This window comes from Lactococcus sp. S-13 (assembly GCF_004210295.1).
Taxonomy (GTDB): domain Bacteria; phylum Bacillota; class Bacilli; order Lactobacillales; family Streptococcaceae; genus Lactococcus.
In genome coordinates this window covers 1-26,249 of sequence record NZ_SDAK01000003.1, presented here as the reverse complement: position 1 = coordinate 26,249, position 26,249 = coordinate 1, and the positions used below count along the sequence as shown (strand labels likewise).

28 protein-coding genes and 2 pseudogenes are annotated in these 26,249 nt (G+C 35.3%); 21 read left to right on the top strand and 9 right to left on the bottom strand.

What is annotated here, in order from left to right; genetic code table 11:
• Positions 1-567: 567 nt before the first annotated feature.
• A pseudogene (locus tag EQJ87_RS11255) lies at positions 568-1,628 on the top strand (IS3 family transposase); the annotation flags it as partial.
• 50 nt (positions 1,629-1,678) lie between these two features.
• Here the strand turns inward: EQJ87_RS11255 and EQJ87_RS11250 are convergent.
• Positions 1,679-2,359, bottom strand: coding sequence for an IS6 family transposase (locus EQJ87_RS11250; protein WP_130124723.1), 681 nt, complete (start codon positions 2,357-2,359; stop codon positions 1,679-1,681).
• Here EQJ87_RS11250 and EQJ87_RS11245 point away from each other — a divergent pair.
• Positions 2,351-3,409, top strand: a complete 1,059-nt coding sequence (locus tag EQJ87_RS11245) for an oxidoreductase (protein ID WP_223804554.1) — start codon at positions 2,351-2,353, stop codon at positions 3,407-3,409. The two genes, EQJ87_RS11250 and EQJ87_RS11245, sit on opposite strands and share 9 nt — an antisense overlap.
• A 364-nt stretch (positions 3,410-3,773) precedes the next feature.
• On the opposite strand, the gene EQJ87_RS11240 is transcribed toward EQJ87_RS11245, so the two are convergent.
• The 6 genes from EQJ87_RS11240 to EQJ87_RS11220 all read right to left on the bottom strand — a co-directional run bounded on the left by EQJ87_RS11240 (position 3,774) and on the right by EQJ87_RS11220 (position 7,111).
• On the bottom strand, positions 3,774-4,106 hold the full coding sequence (locus EQJ87_RS11240) for a type II toxin-antitoxin system RelE/ParE family toxin (RefSeq protein ID WP_190289102.1): 333 nt from the start codon (positions 4,104-4,106) through the stop codon (positions 3,774-3,776).
• Complete coding sequence (gene relB, locus EQJ87_RS11235; RefSeq protein ID WP_130124721.1) at positions 4,096-4,395, bottom strand: type II toxin-antitoxin system RelB/ParD family antitoxin; 300 nt, start codon at positions 4,393-4,395, stop codon at positions 4,096-4,098. Before relB ends, EQJ87_RS11240 begins: the two co-directional genes overlap by 11 nt.
• A 161-nt stretch (positions 4,396-4,556) precedes the next feature.
• The gene (locus EQJ87_RS11230; RefSeq protein ID WP_130124720.1) at positions 4,557-4,751 is read right to left on the bottom strand and encodes a hypothetical protein; all 195 of its coding nucleotides are present in this window, start codon (positions 4,749-4,751) and stop codon (positions 4,557-4,559) included.
• A gap of 251 nt (positions 4,752-5,002) precedes the next feature.
• Entirely contained in the window at positions 5,003-5,059 is a 57-nt protein-coding gene (locus EQJ87_RS11855; RefSeq protein WP_458351485.1) for a hypothetical protein, read from the bottom strand.
• A gap of 187 nt (positions 5,060-5,246) precedes the next feature.
• Positions 5,247-5,708, bottom strand: a complete 462-nt coding sequence (locus EQJ87_RS11225) for a hypothetical protein (RefSeq protein WP_130124719.1) — start codon at positions 5,706-5,708, stop codon at positions 5,247-5,249.
• Between the two features lie 65 nt (positions 5,709-5,773).
• Complete coding sequence (locus EQJ87_RS11220) at positions 5,774-7,111, bottom strand: helicase-related protein (protein ID WP_190289101.1); 1,338 nt, start codon at positions 7,109-7,111, stop codon at positions 5,774-5,776.
• Positions 7,112-7,187: 76 nt separating this feature from the next.
• On the opposite strand from EQJ87_RS11220, the gene EQJ87_RS11215 reads away from it, so the two are divergent.
• The 9 genes and pseudogenes from EQJ87_RS11215 (at position 7,188) to EQJ87_RS11615 (ending at position 16,929) form a co-directional block, all read left to right on the top strand.
• A complete protein-coding gene (locus EQJ87_RS11215) occupies positions 7,188-7,868 on the top strand; it encodes an IS6-like element IS1216 family transposase (RefSeq protein ID WP_190289100.1) in 681 nt (226 codons plus the stop codon).
• A gap of 624 nt (positions 7,869-8,492) precedes the next feature.
• Positions 8,493-9,509, top strand: a complete 1,017-nt coding sequence (gene oppD / locus EQJ87_RS11210; protein WP_130124716.1) for a murein tripeptide/oligopeptide ABC transporter ATP-binding protein OppD — start codon at positions 8,493-8,495, stop codon at positions 9,507-9,509.
• Positions 9,506-10,465, top strand: a complete 960-nt coding sequence (gene oppF, locus EQJ87_RS11205) for a murein tripeptide/oligopeptide ABC transporter ATP-binding protein OppF (RefSeq protein WP_130124715.1) — start codon at positions 9,506-9,508, stop codon at positions 10,463-10,465. The genes oppD and oppF overlap by 4 nt, the downstream gene beginning before the upstream one ends.
• Positions 10,446-11,405: a murein tripeptide/oligopeptide ABC transporter permease OppB gene (gene oppB / locus EQJ87_RS11200; RefSeq protein WP_130124714.1), complete on the top strand. Its 960-nt coding sequence runs from the start codon at positions 10,446-10,448 to the stop codon at positions 11,403-11,405. Before oppF ends, oppB begins: the two co-directional genes overlap by 20 nt.
• 9 nt (positions 11,406-11,414) lie before the next feature.
• Positions 11,415-12,299, top strand: coding sequence for a murein tripeptide/oligopeptide ABC transporter permease OppC (gene oppC / locus EQJ87_RS11195; protein WP_130124713.1), 885 nt, complete (start codon positions 11,415-11,417; stop codon positions 12,297-12,299).
• Positions 12,300-12,404: 105 nt separating this feature from the next.
• Entirely contained in the window at positions 12,405-14,207 is a 1,803-nt protein-coding gene (locus EQJ87_RS11190) for an oligopeptide ABC transporter substrate-binding protein (RefSeq protein WP_130124712.1), read from the top strand.
• Between the two features lie 123 nt (positions 14,208-14,330).
• Entirely contained in the window at positions 14,331-16,214 is a 1,884-nt protein-coding gene (pepO, locus tag EQJ87_RS11185) for an endopeptidase PepO (RefSeq protein ID WP_130124711.1), read from the top strand.
• A gap of 246 nt (positions 16,215-16,460) precedes the next feature.
• A pseudogene (locus EQJ87_RS11180) lies at positions 16,461-16,757 on the top strand (BRCT domain-containing protein).
• A gap of 34 nt (positions 16,758-16,791) precedes the next feature.
• Positions 16,792-16,929 carry a hypothetical protein gene (locus EQJ87_RS11615; protein ID WP_190289098.1) on the top strand — a complete coding sequence of 46 codons (138 nt, stop codon included), beginning with the start codon at positions 16,792-16,794 and terminating at the stop codon, positions 16,927-16,929.
• A 432-nt stretch (positions 16,930-17,361) separates the two neighbouring features.
• Here EQJ87_RS11615 and EQJ87_RS11175 read toward each other — a convergent pair whose 3' ends face one another.
• Both EQJ87_RS11175 and EQJ87_RS11170 read right to left on the bottom strand, forming a co-directional pair.
• Positions 17,362-17,916: a recombinase family protein gene (locus EQJ87_RS11175; protein WP_011915215.1), complete on the bottom strand. Its 555-nt coding sequence runs from the start codon at positions 17,914-17,916 to the stop codon at positions 17,362-17,364.
• 323 nt (positions 17,917-18,239) lie between these two features.
• Entirely contained in the window at positions 18,240-18,650 is a 411-nt protein-coding gene (locus tag EQJ87_RS11170; protein ID WP_017865380.1) for a GNAT family N-acetyltransferase, read from the bottom strand.
• Between the two features lie 100 nt (positions 18,651-18,750).
• Here EQJ87_RS11170 and EQJ87_RS11165 point away from each other — a divergent pair, with 100 nt between their 5' ends.
• The 10 genes from EQJ87_RS11165 to EQJ87_RS11120 all read left to right on the top strand — a co-directional run.
• Entirely contained in the window at positions 18,751-19,431 is a 681-nt protein-coding gene (locus tag EQJ87_RS11165; protein ID WP_130122782.1) for an IS6 family transposase, read from the top strand.
• 41 nt (positions 19,432-19,472) lie between these two features.
• On the top strand, positions 19,473-20,405 hold the full coding sequence (locus EQJ87_RS11160) for an SspB-related isopeptide-forming adhesin (RefSeq protein WP_130124710.1): 933 nt from the start codon (positions 19,473-19,475) through the stop codon (positions 20,403-20,405).
• A gap of 390 nt (positions 20,406-20,795) precedes the next feature.
• Complete coding sequence (locus EQJ87_RS11155) at positions 20,796-21,209, top strand: hypothetical protein (RefSeq protein ID WP_058225444.1); 414 nt, start codon at positions 20,796-20,798, stop codon at positions 21,207-21,209.
• Positions 21,210-21,245: 36 nt separating this feature from the next.
• Positions 21,246-21,614 carry a hypothetical protein gene (locus EQJ87_RS11150; RefSeq protein ID WP_130124709.1) on the top strand — a complete coding sequence of 123 codons (369 nt, stop codon included), beginning with the start codon at positions 21,246-21,248 and terminating at the stop codon, positions 21,612-21,614.
• A gap of 14 nt (positions 21,615-21,628) precedes the next feature.
• Positions 21,629-22,612 (top strand): hypothetical protein, encoded by a 984-nt coding sequence (locus EQJ87_RS11145; RefSeq protein WP_081199669.1) that lies wholly within the window; start codon positions 21,629-21,631, stop codon positions 22,610-22,612.
• Positions 22,609-24,426 carry a VirD4-like conjugal transfer protein, CD1115 family gene (locus tag EQJ87_RS11140; protein WP_130124708.1) on the top strand — a complete coding sequence of 606 codons (1,818 nt, stop codon included), beginning with the start codon at positions 22,609-22,611 and terminating at the stop codon, positions 24,424-24,426. Before EQJ87_RS11145 ends, EQJ87_RS11140 begins: the two co-directional genes overlap by 4 nt.
• A gap of 23 nt (positions 24,427-24,449) precedes the next feature.
• Positions 24,450-24,770: a hypothetical protein gene (locus EQJ87_RS11135; protein ID WP_081199665.1), complete on the top strand. Its 321-nt coding sequence runs from the start codon at positions 24,450-24,452 to the stop codon at positions 24,768-24,770.
• Positions 24,771-24,786: 16 nt separating this feature from the next.
• Positions 24,787-25,623 (top strand): type IV secretion system protein, encoded by an 837-nt coding sequence (locus EQJ87_RS11130; RefSeq protein ID WP_081199663.1) that lies wholly within the window; start codon positions 24,787-24,789, stop codon positions 25,621-25,623.
• Position 25,624: 1 nt separating this feature from the next.
• Positions 25,625-25,990, top strand: coding sequence for a hypothetical protein (locus EQJ87_RS11125; protein ID WP_081199661.1), 366 nt, complete (start codon positions 25,625-25,627; stop codon positions 25,988-25,990).
• A 76-nt stretch (positions 25,991-26,066) separates the two neighbouring features.
• Positions 26,067-26,249: hypothetical protein (locus EQJ87_RS11120; RefSeq protein WP_130124707.1), on the top strand; the 183-nt coding region annotated here is incomplete at its 3' end.

The window sequence follows — 26,249 nt, the reverse complement described above, 5'->3', positions numbered from 1 at the left end:
TCAACCACAAGCTCGTATAGTGTTTGTATAGGATTGCATTATGAGAGTTTTCTCATTTTATAGTTTTTGTATCGTGTCTTTTAAGGCTGTTTTGAACCAATTAAGAAAGAAAAAAGCTTTGTTTTCTTCCTTTGGTCAACATTAGTCAAACACTCACTACTGACTTAGAAGGTTACGTTGTTCTTCCACCTTTTTTTGGTTGTCTTTCACCGTTTTGATTATTTTTTTAAACCATCCTTTTATTTTTGACCTTTTGCAAGGGGGACGAGGTTTCACCTTTTGCAAGCATAGTAACATGTCCCCATGTTACGGAATTTAAGAAATGGATAAGGTTTCTTCCTTATCCATTTACTTAATTTTTGGGGGTGTCCCCAATCCCCAGTTTTTATTTTTTGAACCAGCCTTTTAGCAAGTCTCCGAATCCAGCGCTGTGCTTTTCTGTTTCTTTTTTTTGTTTGCGTAGTTCAGGGTTTTGATATTCCGTTTGTGTGGAGCTATACTATAAAAGTGGACACAAACTAGTGTGCTATAATCTGTCTCATAAGACACAAAAACGAAAGGACTTTTATGTCAGGCTTTAAACGTTACGACGAGGAATTTAAACAATCTCTCGTTAATCTCTACCAAACAGGTAAAACTCAATCCGAACTCTGTAAAGATTATGGTGTCTCGGTTTCTGCACTTGCAAAATGGATTAAGCAGTATTCTCAAGTTCAACTTGAAGATAATACAGTGTTAACTGCTAAACAGATTCAGGAATTACAAAAGCGTAACGCTCAATTAGAAGAGGAAAATCTTATCTTAAAAAAAGCAAGTGCCATATTCATGCAAAACTCCAAGTAAGATTAAAAGCAATCTATCGCCTCCGTTTTGAACACACGACAGTTATGCTCTGTCGTGTTTTACATGTCAACCGGTCAACTTACTATAATTTCATTAACAAGAAGCCTTCAAAGCGAGAAATAGAGAACCAAAACTTGAGAAAGCTACTCCTTGAAATTTATATGAAAGCTAAGAAAAGGATCGGAACAAGAGCTTTTAAAATCATTCTTCTGCGTGATTATGGCGCCAATATTTCTGAAGGACGTATTTTACGACTTCTCAAGTCTATGACGCTCCCTAAAATGTCAACCATCAAACCTCGCTTTAAATCAAAGAAAGCTCCTATGTTTTCTTCTGATAATCTGCTTAAACAAGAATTTAATCCGAAGTCACCAAATCAAGTTTGGACAACCGACTTTACTTATATTTCTATCGGTTCTAAACGTCACGTTTATCTCTGCGCTATTCTTGACCTCTACTCTAGGAAATGTATTGCTTGGAAAGTAAGTGATAAGATTGATGCTAGGCTCGCCTGTGACACTCTTAAAATAGCTTTGCATAAAAGAAAACCTAAGGCGCCAATTATTTTTCATTCTGATCAAGGGAGCCAATTTAAATCAGCTTCTTTCAGAAAGCTATTAGATGACCATCAGTTGCTTGCTTCTTATTCCAAACCTGGCTATCCTTATGATAATGCCGTGACCGAGGTCTTTTTCAAGTACCTCAAACAACGGGAAATTAATCGCAGAACTTATCACTCGATTCAGGAAGTGCAACTCTCTTGTTTTGAATACATCGAACGGTTCTGTTGCAAAGTTTCCCAAAAGAGTATAGAAGTCCTAGTTTAACATTTTGACTATGCTGGGATCCCCATCAGAACTTTAATTTCAGTCGACACCGAAAATCCGAAGAGCGTTCCGTTTCTTCGGTTCTTTTTGTATATTCCTCGAATAGTCTCCATGCCCTTAATCGTGGTTGAGGCAGTTCGTAAACTTCGATAAAATTTATTACGGCGCTTAATTGGACGATGGTCCTGCTCAATTAAATTATTGAGATACTTAACTGTCCGATGTTCTGTCTTGGTATATAAACCGTTAATCTGTAGCTTTCTGAATGCAGAGCTAATCGATGGTGCTTTATCGGTTACAATCACTCTAGGTTGTCCAAATTGTTTATGGAGCCGTTTTAAGAAAGCATAAGCCGCCTGAGTATCCCGTTTCTTTCGTAACCAAATGTCTAAAGTTAATCCATCAGAATCAATTGCACGATAGAGATAATGCCAACGTCCTTTAATTTTGATATAGGTTTCATCCATTTTCCACGAATAGAAGGACTGTCTATTTTTCTTCTTCCAAAGATGATAGAGGACTTTACTGTACTCTTGAACCCAGCGATAAATCGTAGTGTGACAAACATTTATTCCACGATCATACAGTAGTTCTTGAACTTCACGATAGCTCAGATTGTAACGCAGGTAGTAACCAACAGCGACAATAATCACATCTTTTTGAAATTGTTTCCCTTTGAAATGATCCATCTGTCTACCCTCACTCTCGTTTTCTTACATTTTACAATAAATCAGGAGTTATGGGGAACTTTGCAACAGAACCGGCCTGCTTATGTCCCAGGATATCCTGAACAATTAGGGGTTTATTCTGACGCTCATCTTGAAGGGCTTCGAAAAACCGCACAGGCTCTAAAAAAAGATGGAAATAAAGCAATCCTTCAAATTCATCACGCTGGGCGAGCTGCTGTAGGACGTCACGTTAATGGATTAGATGTGGTGGCTCCCAGTGCTATTGAGTTTGCTTTCTTAGATTATCCTGTTCGTGAACTCACACTAGCAGAGATTGACGATATTATTCTCGATTTCGGTAAAGCCACAAAAAGAGCAATTGACGCTGGGTTTGATGGTGTCGAAATTCATGGCGCAAATCATTATTTAATCCAACAATTTTTCTCAAAACTTTCTAATCTTCGTACAGATAAATGGGGCGGATCACTTGATAAACGAATGGCATTTCCTTTAGCTGTAGTTAAAGAAGTTAAAACGATTATTGATGAATATGCTCCTAAAGGCTTTATTGTTGGTTACCGTATCTCTCCTGAAGAGCTTCACGGGGAAGAGGTTGGATATGATTATAAAGATGCAATCTCCCTCATTTCTGAAGTGATTAAATATGAACTTGACTACATCCATCTTTCATTAGGGGCAGGGTATAACTCGAAACCTAAAAATAATGAAAAGTCTTATTCACAATTATTTAAACAAATTTTAGATGATGAAACGAAACTTTTAATCGTTGGCGAGGTCTTTGGGGAAGAAAGTGCGGCTGATGCTGTCGAAAATTATGCTGATCTTATTGCGGTAGCTCGTGGGACACTACTTGATCCTAACTTTACTAAAAAAATTATTGAAGGAAAAGGAGAGTCGATTATCCATAAAATTAGTCCTCAAACAATTGAATACTCTCAACTAACTCCTGGACTATTTGAAGCTTTTAGCCGCGAAGATAGCCTTGGGCTTCCCCCATTACCAGGTGGTGAAACGATCCAAAATTTACATACTGGAAAATACGATATCTGATTTTAGTGGTTTCAGATTCAATAAAAGGTGTCTGCTGGATACTTCCTAAAAAAGAAAAATATAAAAAATCTCCTTAAATCTAGTAACCTAAATTTAAGGAGATTTTTTATGACTGTCATTGCCCTAAAAGTTCTTGAGCTTCTGCCTTGTATTTATTCATACCAATAGATAAGCCAAAACCGTCGTATTTATCATAAGCATTCTCCCAGTCACCATTTTCCGGAATCGCTGCCACTGTTGTTTTTACCCTTTATAACCTTAAAAAATTTAGAAATTATTTTTATCAAATTATCTCTTTCAAATAGATTTTTTCAGTTTTTAAACTATGCAACGAAATCTAAAATAAAATTCCTTCTGGTCTTTTTCATTCAAACAAGCTCATATAATCTGTTTCAGTAGGCAACAAATGCGAAATATAAATTATATTTTCATCGACAAAGAAAAATACCAGGTATTTTCCGCCAACAATCAATTTAAATTTCGTTTCATGGGTTTTTGAAATTTGGACACCGATTTTTTTGTCTGCACTTGGATAAGATGCTGGCATCTTCTTAAGTTGAGCAATATCATCAAAAATAGTTTCCACTCGATTTCTTGCAGCAACTGGAGAAAAAAGAACATTGGAAATATAATTTTCAATGTCTGAAATCCTGTCCAACACTGTTGGGTCATATTCAATTTGATAGTCAAAGTCCAAAACGTTCCCTCGCTTCTTGCTCTGAAACACCTAATCCCATTTCGTAATTTCTAATACTTTGCTGAATATCCTTCTGGAGATGTTCAATCAATTCTGTACGACGAATTTCTGCTTCTGTTTCAAACGGAAGCTCTTCTTTTGCGACCACATTTTGTAAAAACAAATTAAAGGTTGAAGTAATATCCAAATTTTTTTTCGCAAAAATTTGCTTGGCAGCCCTCAACAATTCATCATTCGTTTTAAAATTAACCTGCGTATTTTTTTCAAAAACATTATCTGCTAATAACATTTTTCAACCTCACTTTCTATATCTAGTCTCAACTATATTATACCACTTTAAAAAACTAATTCAATCTATTTTTATTTATAATTTAGAGCAGCTCTAAAAAACAAAACAGAAGAAACTCATAACAGTTAAGTTATGAGCTCTTTTTTGTGTATGCCAATTATTCAATGTTGGGTAAAGAATATCATGTCATTTATAATTGACTCGTTAATTTTTGTACCTATTCCATATTTCTCATTCACGAATCGTCTTATTTTTTTTGCGATACGTTGTTTAATAGCATTTTTATCACCCAAGTCAATTTTATACCCCTTAATTGCTTCATTGGCTATTTCAGTATCTGTGAATGTATTTTTCATTATTTTTCCCCTATCTCTTTACCAGTTATCTGATAAGTATATTTTATCAATTATCTTACAGACATAAAAGTGACAATGCTAGAGAAAATAATAAGATAAAAAGACATTCCATCTTCAATTATAGACAAATATATGATATAATAAGACTAAAGAAAAAGGACTTGCTCGAAACAAGTCCTAATGTAGCCGTTTTAAGAACGGTAGCACACATTTTAATCTAAATGACCTTCAATGCCCGCTAAGCAGAACGGTCATTTTTTGTTCTTCGTATTTGTAACAAGAACCATCAAGGTCGCAAAAGCAATCATGAGACTCAATGCCTGAAATACAGTCAAAAAATTTTTGCCTTTCATGTTTTGTGAGGTCTGCTCACGAAAAAACCATAAGCACCACCTCCAATCAGGCTACCGTTCATAAACTCTACCTCATTATTATAGCAAAAAAAGCCTCGTAAGCCAAAGACTTACGAGGCTTTTTATTATTATTTTATAGTTGCTAGTAACCGCATTCATCTAATTGTTCTTGATATTCTTCAAGTGTTTCAACACCTTCTTTGGGTTTCAAGTCAAACGCAAAACGCCAAGAGTTTTGGGCTAAGTCATTTGCAATTGAGATAATAGATTCATTTGCGACAGGGATATATTCAATGGTTGAATCAGTAAAGTCGGTATCTAAGTAACGATAACTTTCAAAAGTTTCTACTCCCCAATTGCCATAAACTGGTTTTCTTGACTCATCTAAGTAGTATTCCTCGCCTGTTTCCCCATCTCTCAGCACCTCTACTTCATGATGCTCGACAAGTTTAATATCCTCTCCATATTTATCTCCAAATAAGAGAAATGCGACATCAATCGCTTCTGTATCCACTCCATCTTCTGCATCATGATTGATTATCCATTCTTGAATCAAATCATAATCTGTTGGGGAAACTGCTTTCCAGTAATCTCCATATGCCATAAGTAATTCTCCTTTGTCGTTTATTTTTCTTTTAGTATGTCATAACTCTTTAAAATTGGTATGAGTTATTCCATTTCTAATTCATTGTCAATATTAATTTGTGGAAGTTTTGAGGTTGGAATCATCGGAGTTTCTGCTTTTTCAGCTGTTTTTCCTAATTCAATATTTGTATTGATAACTGACAAGTCATGAGTGATTTGCTGAAATTCTTCTTCTTTTTCAAAGATAAGATTTTCTTTTGCTTTTAGCTGTTTAATTTGAACTTTCATCCCTTCGATTTGTTCTCCTTGATTTTTAGTAGCATTAACAATTGTTCGTTTAAGCAAATTATCAATCCGAATCATTGTCCCTGAACCACTTGAAGGGTTAACTTTGGTAGAATATGAATTTTGTCCGACAAGATAAATTGTTGGTTCAGCCATAATATCAGTATTGACGTTTGGTTTAACTAAGAGTTCAAAACCTCCATATTCCCCTAAAGTAATCGTTTCTGAAGCATGATAGGCTTTCTGCGAAATATAGTCTCCTGCTTTAGCTTTGTCAGTAAAGAAATATCCATCAAGCTTTAAACTGAAGTTATCAGCATCCATACTATGAAACTCACTAGCAACTGAGCTGTCTATTAAGGCTTTTTCATAGTAACGCTCAATTCCAGGTAAATTACTTTCTAAACGTTGAATTTCTAGTCTATCCGCATTCTTACTAGAGTAAAAGTTGTTTCTTAGAATTGAAAGTTTAACCAATTTATTTTCTAAGTCCATTTTCTCTCTGATGAATGGATTTTTTGTTGCAATTGCCTTAATTTCGCTCGCATTAAGGACAAGCTCATCTAAGTCATCCACGGTACGACTCTTACTTTTACGGGTTCTAATTTGATTGATATAGGTCAATTTTTGTTCTTGAATTTGCCACATGAAAGTATCAAACGTTCCTGTTGTTACGTAGTGATGAATCTCAACAATAGGATTAAGATTCCCTTGTCGAATAATACGTCCATTTCGTTGTTCAATATCACTTGGTTTCCAAGGTGCATCAACGTGATGAACAGCTACTAAACGATCTTGAATATTTACACCTGTTCCTCCTTTTTGAGTTGAGGCAAAAAGGACTCTAATTTCTCCTTTGCGAACTCTATCAAAAAGAGAGGCACGTTGCTTATCTGTCGGGTAGTCGTGAATAAAGGCTATCTCATGACTTGGAACACCAAGATTTTCAAGCCTTTGACGTATATCGGAATAGACACTAAATTTATAATCGAAGTCATCTGCAGATAAATTATCTTCGGTTACTTTCCTCGTTCCTTTTGGCGTCCCTATATCAGAAAAGATAAGTTGAGTGGAATGATTTTCTGCCGTTCTTTGCCAAATTTCATGAACGATTTGGGCAACTTGTTGACTCTTCAAACGGTTCTGTTGCAAAGTTTTAAATCTACTATCAAATAAGGTAGAATAATAGAAAAAGATAGCAGGAGGAATGACGATGAATCATTTTAAAGGAAAGCAATTTCAGCAGGATGTGATTATTGTAGCCGTGGGCTACTATCTTCGTTATAACCTTAGCTATCGTGAAGTTCAAGAAATCTTATATGATCGTGGCATTAACGTTTCTCATACGACGATTTATCGTTGGGTGCAAGAATATGGCAAACTACTCTATCAAATTTGGAAAAAGAAAAATAAAAAATCCTTTTATTCATGGAAAATGGATGAAACGTACATCAAAATTAAAGGAAAATGGCATTATTTGTATCGAGCCACCGATGCAGATGGTTTAACCTTGGATATTTGGTTACGTAAAAAACGGGACACACAAGCAGCCTATGCTTTTCTTAAGCGGTTAGTGAAGCAGTTTGATGAACCGAAGGTTGTAGTCACAGATAAAGCCCCCTCTATTACAAGTGCCTTTAAGAAACTAAAAGAATACGGCTTTTATCAAGGGACAGAACATCGTACCATTAAATACCTGAATAATTTGATTGAACAAGACCATCGTCCAGTAAAGAGACGCAATAAATTCTATCGAAGTTTACGCACTGCCTCACCCACGATTAAAGGCATGGAAGCCATCCGAGGATTATATAAGAAAACCCGAAAAGAAGGCACTCTCTTCGGGTTTTCGGTCTGTACTGAAATCAAGGTATTATTGGGAATCCCAGCTTAAATCATAGATACTGTAAGGGATTTTATTCTTTATTTAAAACTTTGCAACAGAACCGGATTTATAATGTCCCACAACATCAACTCTCCATTCTCCTCTCAGGATTTGACACATAATAGGGAATGCCTTTTTAAAGCGAACGAGTTCATCATTATAAGTTGCTGAAGTAAATGGTCGTGCCTGGTCTAAGGTCATCAAGAAACGAGGGTCTGGAGTATCGCAAATCAGGTCATGACGATAAAACTGATTGAAGCGGTCAATGACGAAGTATCCACTATTTATTTTTTCAAAGGAGTCCTTACAAAAGGCTGACTTTTTATAATAGTGCCAGCCTTCTTGTTTGAAATATTTTTTAGCGGCACTTTTATTTGTTGCCCACAGGGGAAGTTCAAATTCAAAGCCATCAGGGTCGGTATATGTTTTTCCGTCTGAAAATTGACTTAACGTCAGCAGTTTTTAGTATGATTACTGCTTTTATTATTTACTCCAAAACTGTTGTTTTACCTTCACTTCTCGTAATGTTCAGAAAATTCATGAAGATATCCAAAATGATAATTTTTTGCAAATATACAGAAAAAGCAGTATACTTTTATTAAGTCTATTTAGAAAGATTTCATTGAGGTAAATATGGAAAGTGAAAATATTTTGGAAGCAAAACAAGTGAGTGTTGCCTTTCGGATTGCTGGTAAATTTCAAAAAGCAATTTATGATATTGATTTAAGTCTTAGACGTGGTGAAGTTTTAGCCATTGTTGGGGAATCAGGTTCTGGGAAATCAACTTTGGCAACTGCTGTTATGGGATTACACAACCCAAATCAAACTCAAATTACAGGCTCCATTTTATTGGATGAGGAAGAAGTGATTGGTAAAACGGGTGACTCCATGGCAAGTATTCGAGGAAGTAAAGTTGGAATGATTTTTCAAAATCCACTCACTGCGCTTAATCCATTGATGAAAATTGGGCAGCAAATCAAGGAAATGTTGGCCGTGCATGATGTTTATCCAGAAAATCAGTATGAAAGTAGAATCTTTCAACTTTTAGAACAAGTAGGAATTCTAAACCCTAAAAGAGTCGTTAATCAATTTCCTCACCAACTTTCAGGCGGGATGAGACAAAGAGTAATGATTGCAATAGCCATTGCCAATGACCCAAATTTGATTATTGCTGATGAGCCAACGACTGCTTTAGACGTTACTATTCAAGCTCAGATTTTAGACTTGATTTTAGAAGTACAAAAGAAGAAGAATGCTGGGGTTATTCTAATTACTCATGATTTAGGAGTTGTTGCTGAAGTTGCTGATACAGTGGCGGTGATGTATGCCGGACAACTCGTCGAAAAAGCTTCTGTTGAAGAGCTTTTTCAAAATCCCAAACATCCCTACACCCGGTCACTTTTGCGTTCAAATCCATCTGCCGAAACAGTTTCGGATGATTTATATGTGATTCCAGGGTCCGTGCCTTCTCTGTCAGAAATTGAGTATGACAAAGATTTATTTCTAGCTCGAGTACCTTGGATGAAAGAAGAAGCTCAAAAAGTAATTTCGGAAAAAATGACTGAAATTTCTCCAAATCATTTTGTTCGAGGTCAGGCTTGGGAAAAATTTGAATTTCCAGATCAAAAATTGAAAGGGGGTGAAAAGTGAGCGAAATTCTTAATTTAAAGGACTTAAAAGTTTATTATCCTATTCGATCTGGTTTCTTTAATCGAGTGACAGATAATGTTTTAGCCGTTGATGGAGTAGATTTAACGATTCATGAAGGAGAAACTGTCGGTTTAGTTGGTGAATCTGGCTCTGGAAAATCAACGATTGGCAAAACAATTGTTGGTTTAGAACAAATGACATCAGGACAATTGATTTATAAAGGACAAGATGTCAGCAAGAAAAGGGTAAGGAATCAACTCAAATACAATAAAGATGTTCAAATGATTTTTCAAGATGCTTTTTCTAGTTTGAATCCCCGGAAAACAATTTACGATATCATCGCGGAGCCTATTCGAAATTTTGAAAAATTAGATGCTAATACAGAAAATAAACGGATTCATGAATTATTGGATATTGTTGGACTACCTAAACAAGCTTTAGAGCAGTATCCTTTCCAATTTTCTGGAGGTCAACAACAAAGAATTGGAATCGCACGGGCAGTTGCTACTAATCCTAAGTTAATTGTGGCAGATGAACCAGTTTCAGCATTAGACTTATCTGTTCAAGCTCAGGTTTTGAATTTCATGAAGCTCATTCAAAAGGACTTGGGAATTGCATTTCTTTTTATTTCTCATGATTTAGGGGTTGTCCGCCATATGACTGATAATATCGCAGTCATGCACAACGGTCGAATTGTCGAAAAAGGAACACGAAGAGATATTTTTGATGAGCCACAGCACATTTATACTAAACGACTTTTATCTGCTATCCCTTCGATTGATGTTACAAGAAGAGCGGAAAATCGGAAAAACCGTCTAAAAGTTGAACAAGACTTTGAGGATAAAAAAGCAAACTTTTATGATAAAGATGGACACGCTTTGCCCTTAAAAAAATTAAGTGAAAGTCATTGGGCTGCTTTGCCAAAAGGAGGGGAAAATGTGGAAAGTAATTATTAGACGTATTTTATTGATGATTCCTCAATTATTTATCTTGAGTATTCTTGTTTTCTTCTTTGCTAAATTGATGCCTGGTGATCCTTTTTCAGGGTTGATTGGTCCTCATACCGACCCACATGAAGTTGAAGCATTAAGACGGGCAGCAGGTTTATATGACCCTTGGTGGGAGCAGTATCTCAGGTGGTTAGGGAATGCCATACATGGGAATTTAGGAATGTCCTATAATCTCAAAGAGCCTGTGATGACTGTCATTGGACATAGAGCGATTAATACTTTTTGGATGTCACTTTTGTCAGTTATTTTAACTTACTTATTTGCTATTCCGATGTCGATAGTTGCAGCTCGAAATGAAGGAAAATGGCAAGACCAATTGTGGTTGACCTATAATTCAATTACTTTTGGTATTCCACCTTACGTATTCTATCTCTTGATTATCTTTATCTTTGGTTATAGTCTTAATTGGTTTCCGACAGGTGGGACGGTAAGTCCAAATGCGATGGGAATCATTCCTGTTTTCTTTAGTAAGATTTATCACATGATTCTTCCGGCTTTTAGTTTGGCGGTCTTTGGAACAGTTGGAATCTTTACTTACTTCCGCTCTGGAATTTTAGATGAACAAACACAAGATTATGTACGAACGGCTCGAGCCAAAGGGGTTAAGGAAAAAGTGATTTTTAGACGTCATATTTTGAGAAATGCCTCATTACCAATCGCTTCTAATTTTGGATTTGTGATTACTGGACTCTTGGGAGGAGCAATCTTTGCTGAAACAATTTTTGGCTATCCTGGCTTAGGACAACTTTTTATTACTTCAATCACTGGGCGAGATTATTCAATGATTACGGCTTTGATTTTATTAAATGGTTTTTTGGGACTTCTTGGAGCCCTCCTGTCGGATATTATCATGGCAATGGTTGACCCACGAATTCGGATTCAATAAGGAGTGAAAATGACAGAAAAAAAACACAAAAATTCTTTATCATTAGTTCACTCAATCAAAGAAGAACTAAAGAATGACAAATTAGCACTGACTTCAGCACTTTTCCTAGTTGCTGTCTTTCTAATCGTTTATATTTACTCGATGTTTTTAAAACAATCAAATTATGTTGATGTTAATATTATGGACCAGTATCTTGCACCACTGACAAATGGACATTTACTGGGAACTGATAATGGTGGTCGAGATATCATCATGATGTTAATGATTTCTGCACGAAACTCTTTCAATATCGCTTTTGCAGTTACACTTATTACTTTAGTTGTAGGAAATATCTTAGGGGTAATTACGGGCTACTTTGGTGGGAGATTTGATTTAATCTTCATGCGTTTCACTGATTTTGTTATGATTTTACCATCAATGATGATCATTATTGTTTTTGTAACTATCATCCCACGTTTTAATTCTTGGTCTTTGATTGGGATTATCAGTATCTTTAGTTGGATAGGGACAACGCGTTTAATTCGGGCAAGAACAATGACGGAAGTCAATCGAGATTATGTTCGAGCATCAAAAACTTCGGGAACTTCTGATTTTAAAATTATGTTTCGGGAAATATGGCCCAACTTGTCCACCTTAGTCATTGCTGAAGCAACGCTTGTTTTTGCTGGAAACATTGGTTTAGAAACAGGACTTTCTTTCTTAGGTTTTGGACTTCCAGCGGGGACACCATCTTTGGGAACAATGATAAATGAAGCGACTAATCCAGAAACAATGACTGATAAGCCTTGGACTTGGGTTCCAGCAACAGTGGTCATCCTAATTGTGGTGCTTGCTATTATCTTTATCGGAAATGCACTAAGACGAGTGGCTGACCAAAGACAAGCTACAAGATAAACAACATTCAAGAGTGATAAAAATGTTTATCTATTAGAAATGGATATGATAAATTAAATATTATATTGAAGTAAGAAATAAAAAGAAATTATTGGAGAAACTAAGATGAACAAATTCAAAGTAACTTTATTGGCAAGTAGTGTAGTTTTAGCAGCTGCACTCCTAAGTGCTTGTGGATCTAACCAAAGCTCAAGTACAAGTACAAAAAAATTAAAAGCGGGGAACTTTGACGTTGCTTATCAAAATCCAGACAAGGCAATCAAAGGTGGAAATTTAAAAGTCGCTTATCAAAGCGATTCTCCGATGAAAGCTGAATGGTTAGCCGGACTTTCTGATGATGCCACTTTTAGTACAATGTCTGGTCCTGGAGGCGGTCAAGATGCTCTCTTCTTTACTAACAGCGCCTTTAAATTTATTGATGGAGGACCTGCAAATATCAGCCTTGACCAAAAAGCTAAAACGGCAACGATTACCTTTCGTAAAGATTTGAAATGGTCTGATGGTTCAGAAGTAACGGCTAAAGATTATGAATTTACCTATGAAACGATTGCTAATCCTGCTTATGGGTCCGACCGTTGGACTGATTCTCTAGCGAATATTGTTGGCTTGAGTGATTATCATGCGGGGAAAGCTAAAACAATCTCAGGAATTACTTTCCCTGATGGTGAAAACGGAAAAGTCATCAAGGTTCAATTTAAAGAAATGAAACCAGGGATGACACAATCAGGAAATGGTTACTTCCTTGAAAGTGTCGCTCCTTACCAATATTTGAAAGATGTTGCCCCTAAAGATTTGGCTTCTAGTCCAAAAACGACAACGAAACCATTAGTTACAGGGCCTTTTAAACCGGAAAATGTGGTTGCTGGTGAATCTATTAAATATGTGCCAAATCCTTACTATTGGGGTAAAAAACCAAAACTAAATTCAATTACTTATGAAATTGTATCAACAGCAAAATCAGTCGCAGCCCTTTCTGCACATAAATACGACATTATCAAGTCGATGGCTAATAGTCAATATAAACAAGTAAAAAACTTAAAGGGATACAAGGTTTTAGGTCAACAAGCGCTTTATATTTCCTTAATGTACTATAACTTGGGACACTATGATGCTAAAAATTCGATTAATGTCCAAGATCGTAAAACGCCTTTGCAGGATCAAAATGTTCGTCAAGCCATTGGTTATGCTCGAAATGTCGCAGAAGTGGATAATAAGTTCTCAAACGGACTTTCAACTCCTGCAAATAGTTTGATTCCGCCAATCTTTAAGCAATTTACGAGTCCATCAGTCAAAGGATATGAAAAACAAGATCTTGATAAAGCGAATAAACTTTTGGATGAAGACGGATGGAAATTGAATAAATCTACAGGCTACCGTGAAAAAGATGGAAAAGAATTATCGCTTGTTTATGCGGCTCGTGTAGGTGATGCAAACTCCGAAACCATTGCCCAAAACTACATCCAACAATGGAAGAAAATTGGGGTAAAAGTGAGTCTTTACAATGGTAAATTAATGGAATTTAATTCTTGGGTTGATCATATGACGACTCCTCCAGGTGCAAATGACTGGGATATTACTGACGGTGCTTGGTCATTGTCATCAGAACCTTCGCAACAAGATTTGTTCTCAGCAGCAGCACCTTATAACTTTGGTCACTTTAATGATTCAGAAATCACTAAGGATTTAAATGATATTGATTCTGCCAAGTCTGAAGATCCAACTTATCGTAAAGCAGCTTTCGTTAAATATCAAGAAGATATGAATAAAAAAGCTTATGTTGTTCCAACAAACTTCTCGTTAAGTTATACGCCGGTTAACAAACGGGTAGTTGGGATGACGCTTGACTATGGTGCAATGAATACTTGGTCAGAAATTGGTGTTTCTTCTGATAAGTTAGCCACCAAATAGTTTTACTTAACTTTTGTTTACAAGTTTTTTGTAAAAATACCCTCACTTTAGTTTTTGCAATTCTAAAGTCAAAGAAGTTCAAATTTATGATTTGAGCTTCTTTTATTAAAAAAGGAGTTTGATATGACAAGGATTCAAGATGATTTATTCGCTACTGTTAATGCTGAATGGTTAGAAAATGCAGAAATTCCTGCTGACAAACCAAGAATTTCAGCTTTTGATGAATTAGTACTAAAAAATGAGAAAAATTTGGCTAAAGATTTAGCTGAGTTATCACAAAACCTACCTACTGATAATCCAGAATTGCTTGAAGCAATCAAATTTTATAATAAAGCAGGAGATTGGCAAGCAAGAGAAAAAGCGGATTTTTCTGCCGTAAAAAATGAACTTGCTAAAGTTGAAACTTTAAAGACTTTTGAAGATTTTAAAAATAATTTGACTCAACTCGTTTTCCATTCACAGGCACCTCTTCCGTTTTCTTTTAGTGTTGAACCTGATATGAAAGATGCTATTCACTATTCTCTTGGATTCTCTGGCCCGGGCTTGATTTTACCTGATACCACTTATTATAATGATGAACACCCTAGAAAAAAAGAATTACTTGATTTTTGGGCTAAAAATACAATCGAAATTTTAAAGACATTTGATGTTGAAAATGCAGAAGAGATTGCAAAGTCTGCCCTTAAATTCGATGCTCTTTTAGTTCCGTCAGCAAATACTTCTGAAGAGTGGGCAAAATATGCTGAACTTTATCATCCAATTTCTACTGACAGCTTTGTCAGTAAAGTTAAAAACCTTGATTTAAAATCTTTAATTAAAGATTTAGTAAAAACTGAACCTGATAAAGTCATTGTTTACGAAGATCGTTTTTATGAATCATTTGATTCACTTATCAATGAAGAAAATTGGTCACTCATTAAAGCTTGGATGCTGACTAAAATTGCACGTGGCGCTACTTCTTTCTTCAATGAAGACCTTAGAATTCTTGGTGGAGCTTATGGACGTTTCCTTTCAAATGTTCAAGAAGCAAGAAGTCAAGAAAAACATCAACTTGATTTGACTGAGTCTTATTTTAGTCAAGTGATTGGTTTATTCTATGGTATAAAATATTTTGGTGAAGCTGCTAAGGCCGATGTCAAACGGATGGTCACTGCAATGATTAAAGTTTACCAAGCGCGTTTGTCTAAAAATGAGTGGCTCAGTCAAGAAACAGCTGAAAAAGCCATTGAAAAATTGGATGCTATTACTCCTTTCATTGGTTTCCCAGATAAATTGCCTGAAATTTATAGTCGTTTAAAAACAACTTCTGGCTCTCTCTATGAAGATGCACTTAAATTCGATGAAATTTTGACTGCTCGAACTTTTGAAAAATTCTCAGAAGATGTTGATAAAACAAGCTGGCATATGCCTGCTCATATGGTCAATGCTTATTATAGTCCTGATAGTAATACAATTGTTTTTCCAGCAGCAATTTTGCAAGCTCCTTTTTACTCTCTTGAACAATCTTCATCACAAAATTACGGTGGAATTGGCGCAGTCATTGCTCATGAAATTTCTCATGCTTTTGATAACAACGGTGCCCAATTCGATAAAGAAGGAAATTTGAACAAATGGTGGTTAGATGAAGATTATGAAGCTTTTGAAGAAAAGCAAAAAGAAATGATTGCACTCTTTGACGGTGTGGAAACTGAAGCTGGTCCAGCAAACGGAAAACTCATTGTGTCAGAAAATATTGCTGACCAAGGAGGAATTACAGCGGCACTGACAGCAGCTAAAGATGAGAAAGACGTTGATTTGAAAGCTTTCTTTAGTCAGTGGGCTAAGATTTGGCGCATGAAAGCAAGTAAAGAATTCCAACAAATGCTTTTGTCAATGGATTTTCATGCACCCGCTAAACTTCGTGCCAATATTCCTCCAACAAATCTCGAAGAATTTTACGATACTTTTGATGTTAAAGAAACAGATAAGATGTATCGTGCACCAGAAAATCGTCTTAAAATTTGGTAATCATTGAATTTATATTAATGATATATTGAAATTGAGTCAAATAATTTAGAAAAAGCACCTATAATCACAAAGTTATGAGTGCTTTTTCCACTTTTTGATATATTATAAAAAGAGTTATTGCTAGCACGGTTAGGATACCAGAGTATACTTCAAAGGTTTATATTTATTTTCTGATATAATTGGATTCCTAGAAGGTCAAATAAGTTGAGCATCGAGTCCATTCAGAAAAACAGCAGAGGTGGTTTAATGCTAGAGAATGAATATTTTGTATTTACTGGCACCCTTACAACGATGACAAGAAAACAAGCACAATCAATCATTATAGGTTTAAGAGGGCATAATCAGAACGCTGTGACTAAAAAAACGACTAGACTAGTCACAGGCAATTTTCCGATTGATTTAATAAAAGGCTATCATCATTCGCATAAAATATCAGAGGCTAAGCAATCTAAACGAAAAGGACAATGAATAATGATAATGACTGAAAAAGAATTTATCGAATTTTTAGCTCAAACTTTTCAACTTCTCTCAAAAGGGTTATAATTATGCTTGTTATATTATTGATAGAGGAGGAATTATGAAAACTTTAGGAAAAGCTATTGCTAATAAAATTGCTTTAGTTTTGTCCCAATACTTCCAACTTCCACCGGGATATCTGATGGGAGTTACCCCAATCATGTCCCCAATGACCCACGAGCTTACTTCGAGCAATTGAATGAAGAACAAAAAGTAGAATTGTTAAAAGTATGCCACAAATGGTCGGAAAAACGAGTTGAAAATATGCAATACTTAAACTGAAAACGTAAAAAGTTTATCATAATGATAAGCTTTTTGTATCTTGCTTAACTTATTGACCTTGGAGAGAATTCATATTCGTTTCGCCCAAGATTCACTGAAAGCAACCTATTGCAAAGTTGGTTCAGGTAGTTGTCCAAGACAGTACTCAATATATAATTGCAGAAAATTGGGAAAATCAAACAGCGTTAGATTTACATAACAAAAAGGAACGCTTGAAATCTTTTGTTAGAAATATCAGTTAATATCTTATCGAAGATTGTAAAATTAGTATGAGTTACTAAGTATACCAAAGTAAAAAAATTAAACCAGCTTGCACCTTAATAGTTGTGAGCTGGTTTTTTAGTTTATTCTAAAACTTATTAATATATCTATAAATCGTTGTTCTTGACACTCCCCAAGAATCCGCAATCGACTTAATCGGCGTACCACTTTCTACCAAGGTTTTAAGAAGCTTTACGTCTTGCTCCGAAAATTTCTCAGGTCTTCCTCCAAGTCGTCCTCTTGCACGTGCAGCTTCTCTACCAGCGGCAGAACGCTCCAAAATAAGATTTCGCTCAAATTCCGCAAAAGCCGCAAACAAATGAAACATCAATTGTCCAGTCGAACTTGATTTATCCATTGTGATATTTTCTTGCAAGCTATGGAAGCTTACTCCTTTATCATTAAGTGAATTAACTATGCTAATTAAGTCCTCCATATTTCTTCCTAATCGATCTAACCGCCAAACAACAATTGTATCTCCAGAACGAGAAAATTCGATGGCAGATTTTAAACCAGGTCGCTCTTTTTTACTTCCTGACATATGGTCAGTAAATATTTTCTCACAATCATATTTTTTAAGACTATCTTTTTGTAAATCCAAATTTTGAAGTCCAGTTGAAACTCGTGCATATCCGATATTCATTTTATTCTCCTTTGTTCTAATTTATTGTATCATAACTTAAAAAAATATATATAAATGAACATAGAATAAATTACGGGTTAATGGACAATAAATGTAAATGATTTTGAGACTTTTTATAACAAAAGAAGAGTGTCCAGAAAATGACCATTTTCTGAACACTCAAATATTGAAAAAATATAGCTCATTTTATGTCTAATTATTTGATAGTGGTCCAATTTGACATTAGTCCAAAAAGTGGGCGATAATTCACTTAAAAATTTATCATTTTTTCGTTCAGTAAAACCAAAAAAGAGAGTGGCATATGCCACTCTCAAAATTATAATTCAGTTCATTTTAGCAAACGCAACTAACGACCCCTGGTCACAGGATTCAAATCCATTCTTTTCATAAAAATGTCTAACATCAGATGCTTCTTCAGTTAAAAGAACTTTTTGTCGAACATTATTATATTTAATTAACATTTGTTGCAATAATTCACTTGCAATACCCTTATTCTGATAAGCATTCAAAATAAGTATATCTTGTATATACATAATCGTTAATCCGTCTCCAACAACTCTAATAAGTCCTACTAACTTATCATTATCCCAAGCAGCTATAACATCTAACGATTGTAATACAGCTTGTTTTAATACTTTCAAATCTTGAGTATACGCAAACCAACCAACATCGTTATATAAATTTTCTAATTGCTTAATATCAATATCCTTAATTGTACTAAAATTTATTGTCATTTTTATTATCCCCCTATTCAAATTTTGGTTCTGTTGCGAAGTTTCCAAGTTTTCTAGATTTATTATAAAATGGAAGGGAAAAGAGAGCGAGGGGTTCCAAATGAATCATTTTAAGGGCAAACAATTCCAAAAAGATGTGATTATTGTCGCAGTAGGTTACTACCTCCGTTACAATCTGAGCTATCGTGAAGTTCAGGAATTGCTTTATGACCGTGGAATAAATGTTTGTCACACTACGATTTATCGTTGGGTTCAAGAATACAGTAAAGTGCTCTATCATCTCTGGAAAAAGAAAAATAGACAGTCCTTCTATTCGTGGAAAATGGATGAAACCTATATTAAAATCAAAGGTCGTTGGCATTATCTCTATCGAGCAATTGATGCGGACGGTTTAACCTTAGATATCTGGTTACGAAAGAAACGAGACACGCAGGCGGCGTATGCTTTCTTAAAAAGGCTCCATAAACAGTTTGGACAACCTAGAGTCATCGTAACTGATAAAGCACCCTCTATTGGCTCTGCATTTAGAAAGTTACAGAGAAATGGGTTATACACCAAAACAGAGCATCGAACCGTGAAATATCTCAATAACTTAATTGAGCAAGATCATAGACCAGTCAAACGTCGCAATAAATTTTATCGAAGTCTCCGGACTGCCTCAACCACGATTAAGGGCATGGAGACCATTCGAGGAATATACAAAAAGAACCGAAGAAATGGAACGCTCTTCGGCTTTTCGGTCTCTACTGAAATAAAAATTTTAATGGGAATAACAGCTTAAGAGGAACACGGGGCAGAAACGTTATTTTAAAATTTCAAACTTTGCAACAGAACCAAAATAATAACCCTAAAGACTCTAAAGAAACTGTTCATGTAAATAAGCCACAACCTCACAAAGACGAAACTAATAGTGCAACTGCTGGAATTAAAGATGACTCTATGCGTAATGATGACAAAGATATTTCTAGTAACTTTAAACTAATTGGGGATTCGAGTAAAAATCAAGCAGTAGAATCTGACGAAAGTTATCAAGAAATTGTCAATGCGACTGCAAAAAATCCCTATGTAGATAAGGCAGATAACAATCAAGATTTTAATTTGAACACTCAAACCGTTAAGCGAGGTCAAAAACTTTTCTATGTTCTAACTCTGGATACAACCCCTTATGACCAAACGTCACTTCTTACAACGATGGGAATGGAAGATACTATTGACACATCAATGCTTGACGTTGACGTGTCTAATATAAAGGCCTATGATGCTTCAGGAAAAGAAGTTGTTAAAGGTGGTTTTGAAAATAAATTGAACGGTAAAACCTTAACAATAAATATGAATATCTTCAAATCTATTTTTGTCGATAAAAATGGAGTTGAGGTTTCAAAAGGGACAGAAGGTGCAAAAGAAGTAAAAGTTGTTGATACTTCAAAATTGCCACTTGGTCAGCAATATAAAATTGTTGTCCCAGCAACAGTCAAATCAGATGCAGCAGCTGATAAAGATATTGTAAATGTTGCTCGTCAAATTGTTATTAATGCAAATGGTAAACAACTTTCAATGCAAACTGAAACACGTGTCAATAAGTTAAAAGTTCCAGGTGAAAATCTAATAGAAAAAGTTTTACCTACTACTGGTGAAGGTAAAGCTGCTTTGGCTGTTTCAATCTTTGGCGCTGCATTACTTGGCCTTGCTGCATATCTTAAACGGAACTGGATAGTATCTACTTATCGTAAGACTGTTCGTAAGATTCGTAAATAAATAATAAATGCTGAGGAATTCTTCAGTATTTTTTATAGAAAGGAAAAAATGAAGATAAATATATACAGAGTTTTATTTCTCATTACCTTATTGATATCAGTAATATGCTTTAGCTTTGGAAAATCAATGGTGCCAACAGCCTGTTATTTTCTATTATTTGGAAGTATTTTTCATGTATTAATAGTTGAAGAAAAATTAGATAAATAGAAATAATAGGTTAACATCATGAATAATAGCAGAGAGCAGCCTAGAATGTCTAGGTTAATGTTAAATCAAATGAAAGATTAATGAAAAACTGTAAAAAGTTAAAAAATAACCGAATGGCGATTTCACGAAATTTTATTAGGTGAAATCTTATAAAATTTATTAATTATAAGGAGAAAAAATCAAATGGCAAAATTTCAAGAAAAAACAGAACAACGTACTACAGAATACGTGGACTTTGCTGAAGGACCACATGAAGCAAAAATTGCTCGTGCAAAATTAAGTCACTCGAAGGACAGTAAAGTTGAAATGATAGTCCTCCGTATTGTTGGAGAGGACGGCGAAAGCGGCTTTTTCAATATTGTATTTGGAGATGAATTTGGCGTAGAACAATTAATGTTTGTTCTGACTTCAATTAAACATAATGGTTTTGATATTCCAGAAGAAATTGACTGGGATTACAACCAAGAAACGGTTGATTTTCTTACAGGAAAAGACGTTTATATTTATGTCAAAAACGAAGTATATCAAGGAAATACTTCTGGAAAAATTAAGCGTATCTTGACTCAAGATGAATATGACAGTTTTTTTGAAGAATAATAATACATGTCCCTAGTAGATTAAAGGAGGAATAACTTGAATCTTTTTAATGAGAATCAATTACCTAAATTAAAACAGCCTGATGGATTTACAGTTCTTCAAAATGGAAGTAGCTACAATGACCTCATTGATGAAGAAGCAGAATTGATTTTGCAATATAATGCGCTCTTAAAAAAAATACATCAGTTAGAAGGAAAGGAAAAACCTCCGAATGAGCAGGAGGTAAGCAAAAATCAGTTCTTATCAACGCTGACAAAAATTTTTAAACTGTTTAAAAATGGGTTGTTATACAAACAACTGCAGAAAGAACATCACAAGTTGGCAGCTAACTTTAATCAAGTCATTGCTGAGAACTATGAGTTAATCCAAGAAATTCAGCGTCTGAAAGCTAAAAAAGATAAGTAGCCGAGGAGGTAAATTTGGAAGAACAGGCAGAATTTAACCGTTCGGTTAAAGAGATTAAACAAGATGCGATTCGTGGTGTGAGTACTGCGCTCCGCTTTTATCATAATAAGGTTCAAGAAAAAGAGCGACGCCTTGAAAAAGAAGAACAAAAGGCTGAACGTGAAGAAAATAAAGCTTTTCGTGAAAATCTGAGAACCCCTGGAGAAAAAGATTATGATTTCATGTTAGATTCTGGTCGAGATCTCAGCTACCATACACTTGACCCTAATACTAATTTAGATAAATTAAAAGAATATCTCAATGCTGAAAGACTCCAATATTGTATTAGACAGTCAAATCTTGATGATTCTCAAGAGATTGTGTTTTTTACAAAAGACAGGTCAAAAATACAAAGGGCGCTTGAAAAATCAATTGAAGATACTTTAAATAAAGAGGAGCCTCAAAAAACCGCCCAAGATGGCTTTGAAGAAAATTGGAAAAATGAGCAACGCCAAAAAACTTCTCCTGAAAACAAGTTGGGCTGGACACCTTATGATGATGTCAACCATGATGAGTTTTTCAAAGATAAAAGCCGTGTCTATCAAAATTATGAGAATCAAGAACGGTTAGGGAGTGACGAATATGGTCTTCCGACAAAATTTAAAGGAAAACCATTTATCAAGGCTCTTCCTTTAGACGCTGAAGTAAGTGTTGAAAAATTAAAAACTTTCATGAGTGATTACAATTTGTCTGTTGCCTTTAAAACGCAGGCAGATGGCTCAACTAAGATGTACTTCTTATTGGATACTTCTAAATTATCAGAACAAAAAGCTGCACTTAAAGCGGCTTTTTTGGATTTGGAAAAACATCCTGAAAAGATTCGTAAAGCGAGACCGACCATGAAAGAAGCAATGAGAAAAGCCAAAGCAAAAGAATCTAAACTATTGGAAATAGCTGAGAAAACAGCAAATAAAACAAAAGAATTGGGTCAAGATATTGGAAGGGGGCTTTCACGATGAAGTTTATCAGAAGATATGTGCTTTCAAGTTTGATTGGACTCGTTCTTTTATTCTTAGTGAATCGAGTAACTGAAATCTTTATCACTACAAGTGGTGGTTTGTATGAAAATAAACTCCCAAACTTTCAAGCTCGACTGCTTCCTGAACTAAAAGCACACCCTCTTGCTTTTAGTTTTAGATCAGAGCCACTTCTGGCCTGTGCATTTTTCATAGGCGTCATTGTTCTTGTGATTGCCTCTCGTGATACAAGAACTTACCGACATCGAGAAGAATTTGGTTCTTCAAAAGAAGGAACGCTCAAAGATTTAGAACCTTTTGCTGCTCCCAAAAAAGAAAATTTTGACCAAAATATTATTTTGGGTTGGAAAGCTTATATGTGGGTGAAAAATAACTATAAAAATCCAAAATATCAACGTGCAAAAAACGTGTTTGTTGTTGGTGGGACTGGAGCTTGGAAAACAACCAGTTACAATATTCCTAATTTATCACAAATGAATGCATCTTATGTGATTACTGACCCTAAACTTGAAATTTATCATAAAACAGGATTGATGATGAAAGAAAATGGGTATCAAGTAAAAATATTGAATTTGATTAACTTTTTGAATACTGATCAATTCAATCCTTTTGTTTACATCAATAGTGAGGAAACATTGCAAGATATGATTAATCTTCTTATCAAAGCAACAGATGGAGAAAATGAAAAAAGAGGAGAACCTTTCTGGGATAATTCTGAAAAATTATTACTATCTTCTTTATTCTCATTCCTGTACTACAACTACAAAGGCTATGAAGGAATTGAAGGGAGTGGAGAACTTCCGACACTTGCGGATATTGGAGATTTAATTCGTAACCTTGAACGTAAGAATCCAGAAGTTCCTAGTGCAGTTGAACTGATGTTTGAAGATTTTGAAGAGTATTTTGGATCAGATTGTCCTGCAGTTCTTGATTTCCATTCTTTCAAGAATTACAAAGGAGAAACACGAGCATCGGTTGTTTCAATGCCTACTGCTCGCTTTAGAATGTTTACCTTACCACGTTTACGTGAAATGACCAGTAGAGATACCTTAGAGCTGGACAAAATGGGAACTCGTAAACAAGTGCTTTATATTGGGTTGTCAGATTTATCAGATACCTATAATTTCCTCTCAAATATGGTCTTCACGTTGCTATTCCAAATAACAGAAGAAGTGGCGGACAATAATTATGGAGGTGCTTTGCCAGTTCCAATCCGTTTAATCTTAGAAGAATTCCCAAGTATTGGAGCAATTCCTAATATTTTAAAAGCAATTGCGGTCTTGCGGGGTCGTGGAATGAGCTTTGAATTTACAGCACAAAATTTCGATCAGTTAAAAAGAGTTTATAAAGATACATGGGAAGAAATATTGGGGGCTTGTGATTCACTTATTTATATGACAGGGGCAACAACAAAACTAACCAAAGAGAAGTTTGCGGAACTATCTGGAAAACAAACCATTGGTAAGAAAAGTGAAGGAAAACAATTTGGCGGTCATGGGGGTGGTTCACAAAATACTGACAGTTTAGGTCGGGATGTCTATATGATTGATGAGATTGAACGTTCGAATCGACTAGATGCACTGATAAAAATAACTGGGGATGTCCCAATTGTTAAAGTAAGAAAATATAATTCAAAAAAACACCCTCGTGCCAAAGAGTGGGCGAAATCAAAAAACGACCCCCGTTGGTACGAAGCGGTACGCTATGTTGATGATAAAGCTGAAATTGATGATAACATAGCCAAAAATCCTGACACAATGGAGTGTTTGGAAGCAAATTTAAGCGAAGTCGCTTAATCAATAATAAATGGAGAATTTAAATGAACAAAAAATTAAAAAAAATTGCTGCAAAAACAAACTTTAGTCTTGCTGCAGTAACAACTACAGTGGGATATAAAATGACAGCATTAGCTGATGTAACGACAACAAGTGCGGTCAAAACAATGCAAAGCAATATTAAGTGGGGCTTTGGTACGGCAGGAATAATTGTTGCACTTCTTGGTTTAGGGTGGCTTTTCTTGAGCTGGGATGATGGTCCTGCAGCTCGTCGCTCACCAATTTTTACACTTGTAGGAGGGGTTGTTTTAGTGGGGATTGGTTTTGCGATTGCCGCAGCAATAACTGCTCCTCCAGGAGCGTAAAGAAAGGAGAAAATATATGTTCTCTAATTTTACTCAAAACATTACGAACTACAACCCTAGTGCTTTTTCATGGGTAGTTAAAATGTCAACTCAAGTCATCTTACCAGTGGCTTTTTATATTTCTCTTTTCTTTTTCATGATGGAAGTTATAAATGTAGTTGTTCCAAAAAGTCAAGCAGGCGATAACGTTCAATTCAAAGATATATCAATGGCATTTATGCGTTGGCTTGTTGCAATGGCTGTCGCAACTGCAGGTGTTTCTATTTTTGTGTTTATCACAATGATTTCTACTGGGGCAATTAATCTATTTAACCAGTCTGGCTCAATAACTGACGCTCTTATAAATAGCTTTATCCCCAAAATTAAACTACCGGATAACCCGCTCTCTGCTCTGGGGGAGATCTTTGGAATGTTAACGAACCCCGGAAAGTTAATCAATACAGCAATCACTGGTGTTTTGATGTATCTTCTCTGTTTGATTGCTCAAATTGTAGCTGTCATTTCAGTTTCAGTTATCATCTACCTTCGATTTTTCCAACTCTATCTTATGGCATTACTCTCACCAATTCCATTGGTAAGCTTTGCCTCTCGTGAATTTGATTCCATCGGAAAGAATTATTTAAAATATGCTTTTGCATATGCATTTCAAACTGTAGTATTGGTAGCAGTAATGTGGTTATTTAGCTTCTTTGCTCAACCTACAATTGATGTAAGCGGCTCATTGAGCACTTTTTCAGAACTTAAAGATAACTGGGGAAGTGCTCTAGGAAGCCTTGTTTATGCAATTTCATATATTGTTATGATTTGGCAAACACTAAGCGTTTCAAAACGATTATTTGGAGTAGGAGTATAAAATGGAAATTCGTGTTTATAAAGATGGTGCAAAAACCGGAAAAACGACTAAGCTAATCATTGCAGGTTCAATTATTGGACTCATTATTGCTTTGTCAGCCTATGCTCTTTTTTCATTGAAACTACCATTTCTTGAAATTCAAACGTTCACAATCATTTCAGTATTTTTAACTGGTATATCGACGTTTGGAAGATTTAAAGGGCTACCGTTATGGCAGTTCTTTTTATTAGCCTTAAAGTTCAGATTAACAACTAATCGAAGAAATTATAAAGTGGAAAGGGAAACAAATGTCACTACGGTCAAAAAAGAAAGAATCAATAAAAAGCACTCCTCAAGCCAAAAACAAAAAAAACACAGTTCAAAATAAAAACATCAAGAAATCAAAGCAAGCTCCAACAACTCAAAATACTTTAGCGTATCTAGAGTTAGAGAAAGGCGGGGCAATGCATGTTACAGATAATGAGTACTCTAAAACCTATGATTTAGGGACAACAAACTATGTGACTGCCCCTCATGAAGATAAATTGAACATTTTTACATCTTATTTTGATGGTATTAATTCACTTTCTCAAACTGAACATTTTCAGCTCTCAATGCTCTTTCACAAAATCACAAAAGATGAATAT

What these genes read in the sequence shown, in the direction of transcription:
- EQJ87_RS11140 (WP_130124708.1), top strand. Translation starts at nt 22,609, where the DNA reads ATGAAGTTTATCAGAAGATATGTGCTTTCAAGTTTGATTGGACTCGTT.
- EQJ87_RS11155 (WP_058225444.1), top strand. Translation starts at nt 20,796, where the DNA reads ATGGCAAAATTTCAAGAAAAAACAGAACAACGTACTACAGAATACGTG.
- EQJ87_RS11215 (WP_190289100.1), top strand. Translation starts at nt 7,188, where the DNA reads ATGAATCATTTTAAAGGAAAGCAATTTCAGCAGGATGTGATTATTGTA.
- EQJ87_RS11125 (WP_081199661.1), top strand. Translation starts at nt 25,625, where the DNA reads ATGGAAATTCGTGTTTATAAAGATGGTGCAAAAACCGGAAAAACGACT.
- EQJ87_RS11250 (WP_130124723.1), bottom strand. Translation starts at nt 2,359, where the DNA reads ATGGATCATTTCAAAGGGAAACAATTTCAAAAAGATGTGATTATTGTC.
- pepO (WP_130124711.1), top strand. Translation starts at nt 14,331, where the DNA reads ATGACAAGGATTCAAGATGATTTATTCGCTACTGTTAATGCTGAATGG.
- EQJ87_RS11225 (WP_130124719.1), bottom strand. Translation starts at nt 5,708, where the DNA reads ATGGCATATGGAGATTACTGGAAAGCAGTTTCCCCAACAGATTATGAT.
- EQJ87_RS11175 (WP_011915215.1), bottom strand. Translation starts at nt 17,916, where the DNA reads ATGAATATCGGATATGCACGAGTTTCAACTGGACTTCAAAATTTGGAT.
- EQJ87_RS11165 (WP_130122782.1), top strand. Translation starts at nt 18,751, where the DNA reads ATGAATCATTTTAAGGGCAAACAATTCCAAAAAGATGTGATTATTGTC.
- EQJ87_RS11190 (WP_130124712.1), top strand. Translation starts at nt 12,405, where the DNA reads ATGAACAAATTCAAAGTAACTTTATTGGCAAGTAGTGTAGTTTTAGCA.
- EQJ87_RS11245 (WP_223804554.1), top strand. Translation starts at nt 2,351, where the DNA reads ATGATCCATCTGTCTACCCTCACTCTCGTTTTCTTACATTTTACAATA.
- oppD (WP_130124716.1), top strand. Translation starts at nt 8,493, where the DNA reads ATGGAAAGTGAAAATATTTTGGAAGCAAAACAAGTGAGTGTTGCCTTT.
- EQJ87_RS11135 (WP_081199665.1), top strand. Translation starts at nt 24,450, where the DNA reads ATGAACAAAAAATTAAAAAAAATTGCTGCAAAAACAAACTTTAGTCTT.
- EQJ87_RS11170 (WP_017865380.1), bottom strand. Translation starts at nt 18,650, where the DNA reads ATGACAATAAATTTTAGTACAATTAAGGATATTGATATTAAGCAATTA.
- EQJ87_RS11130 (WP_081199663.1), top strand. Translation starts at nt 24,787, where the DNA reads ATGTTCTCTAATTTTACTCAAAACATTACGAACTACAACCCTAGTGCT.
- oppC (WP_130124713.1), top strand. Translation starts at nt 11,415, where the DNA reads ATGACAGAAAAAAAACACAAAAATTCTTTATCATTAGTTCACTCAATC.
- relB (WP_130124721.1), bottom strand. Translation starts at nt 4,395, where the DNA reads ATGTTATTAGCAGATAATGTTTTTGAAAAAAATACGCAGGTTAATTTT.
- EQJ87_RS11615 (WP_190289098.1), top strand. Translation starts at nt 16,792, where the DNA reads ATGAAAACTTTAGGAAAAGCTATTGCTAATAAAATTGCTTTAGTTTTG.
- oppB (WP_130124714.1), top strand. Translation starts at nt 10,446, where the DNA reads ATGTGGAAAGTAATTATTAGACGTATTTTATTGATGATTCCTCAATTA.
- EQJ87_RS11230 (WP_130124720.1), bottom strand. Translation starts at nt 4,751, where the DNA reads ATGAAAAATACATTCACAGATACTGAAATAGCCAATGAAGCAATTAAG.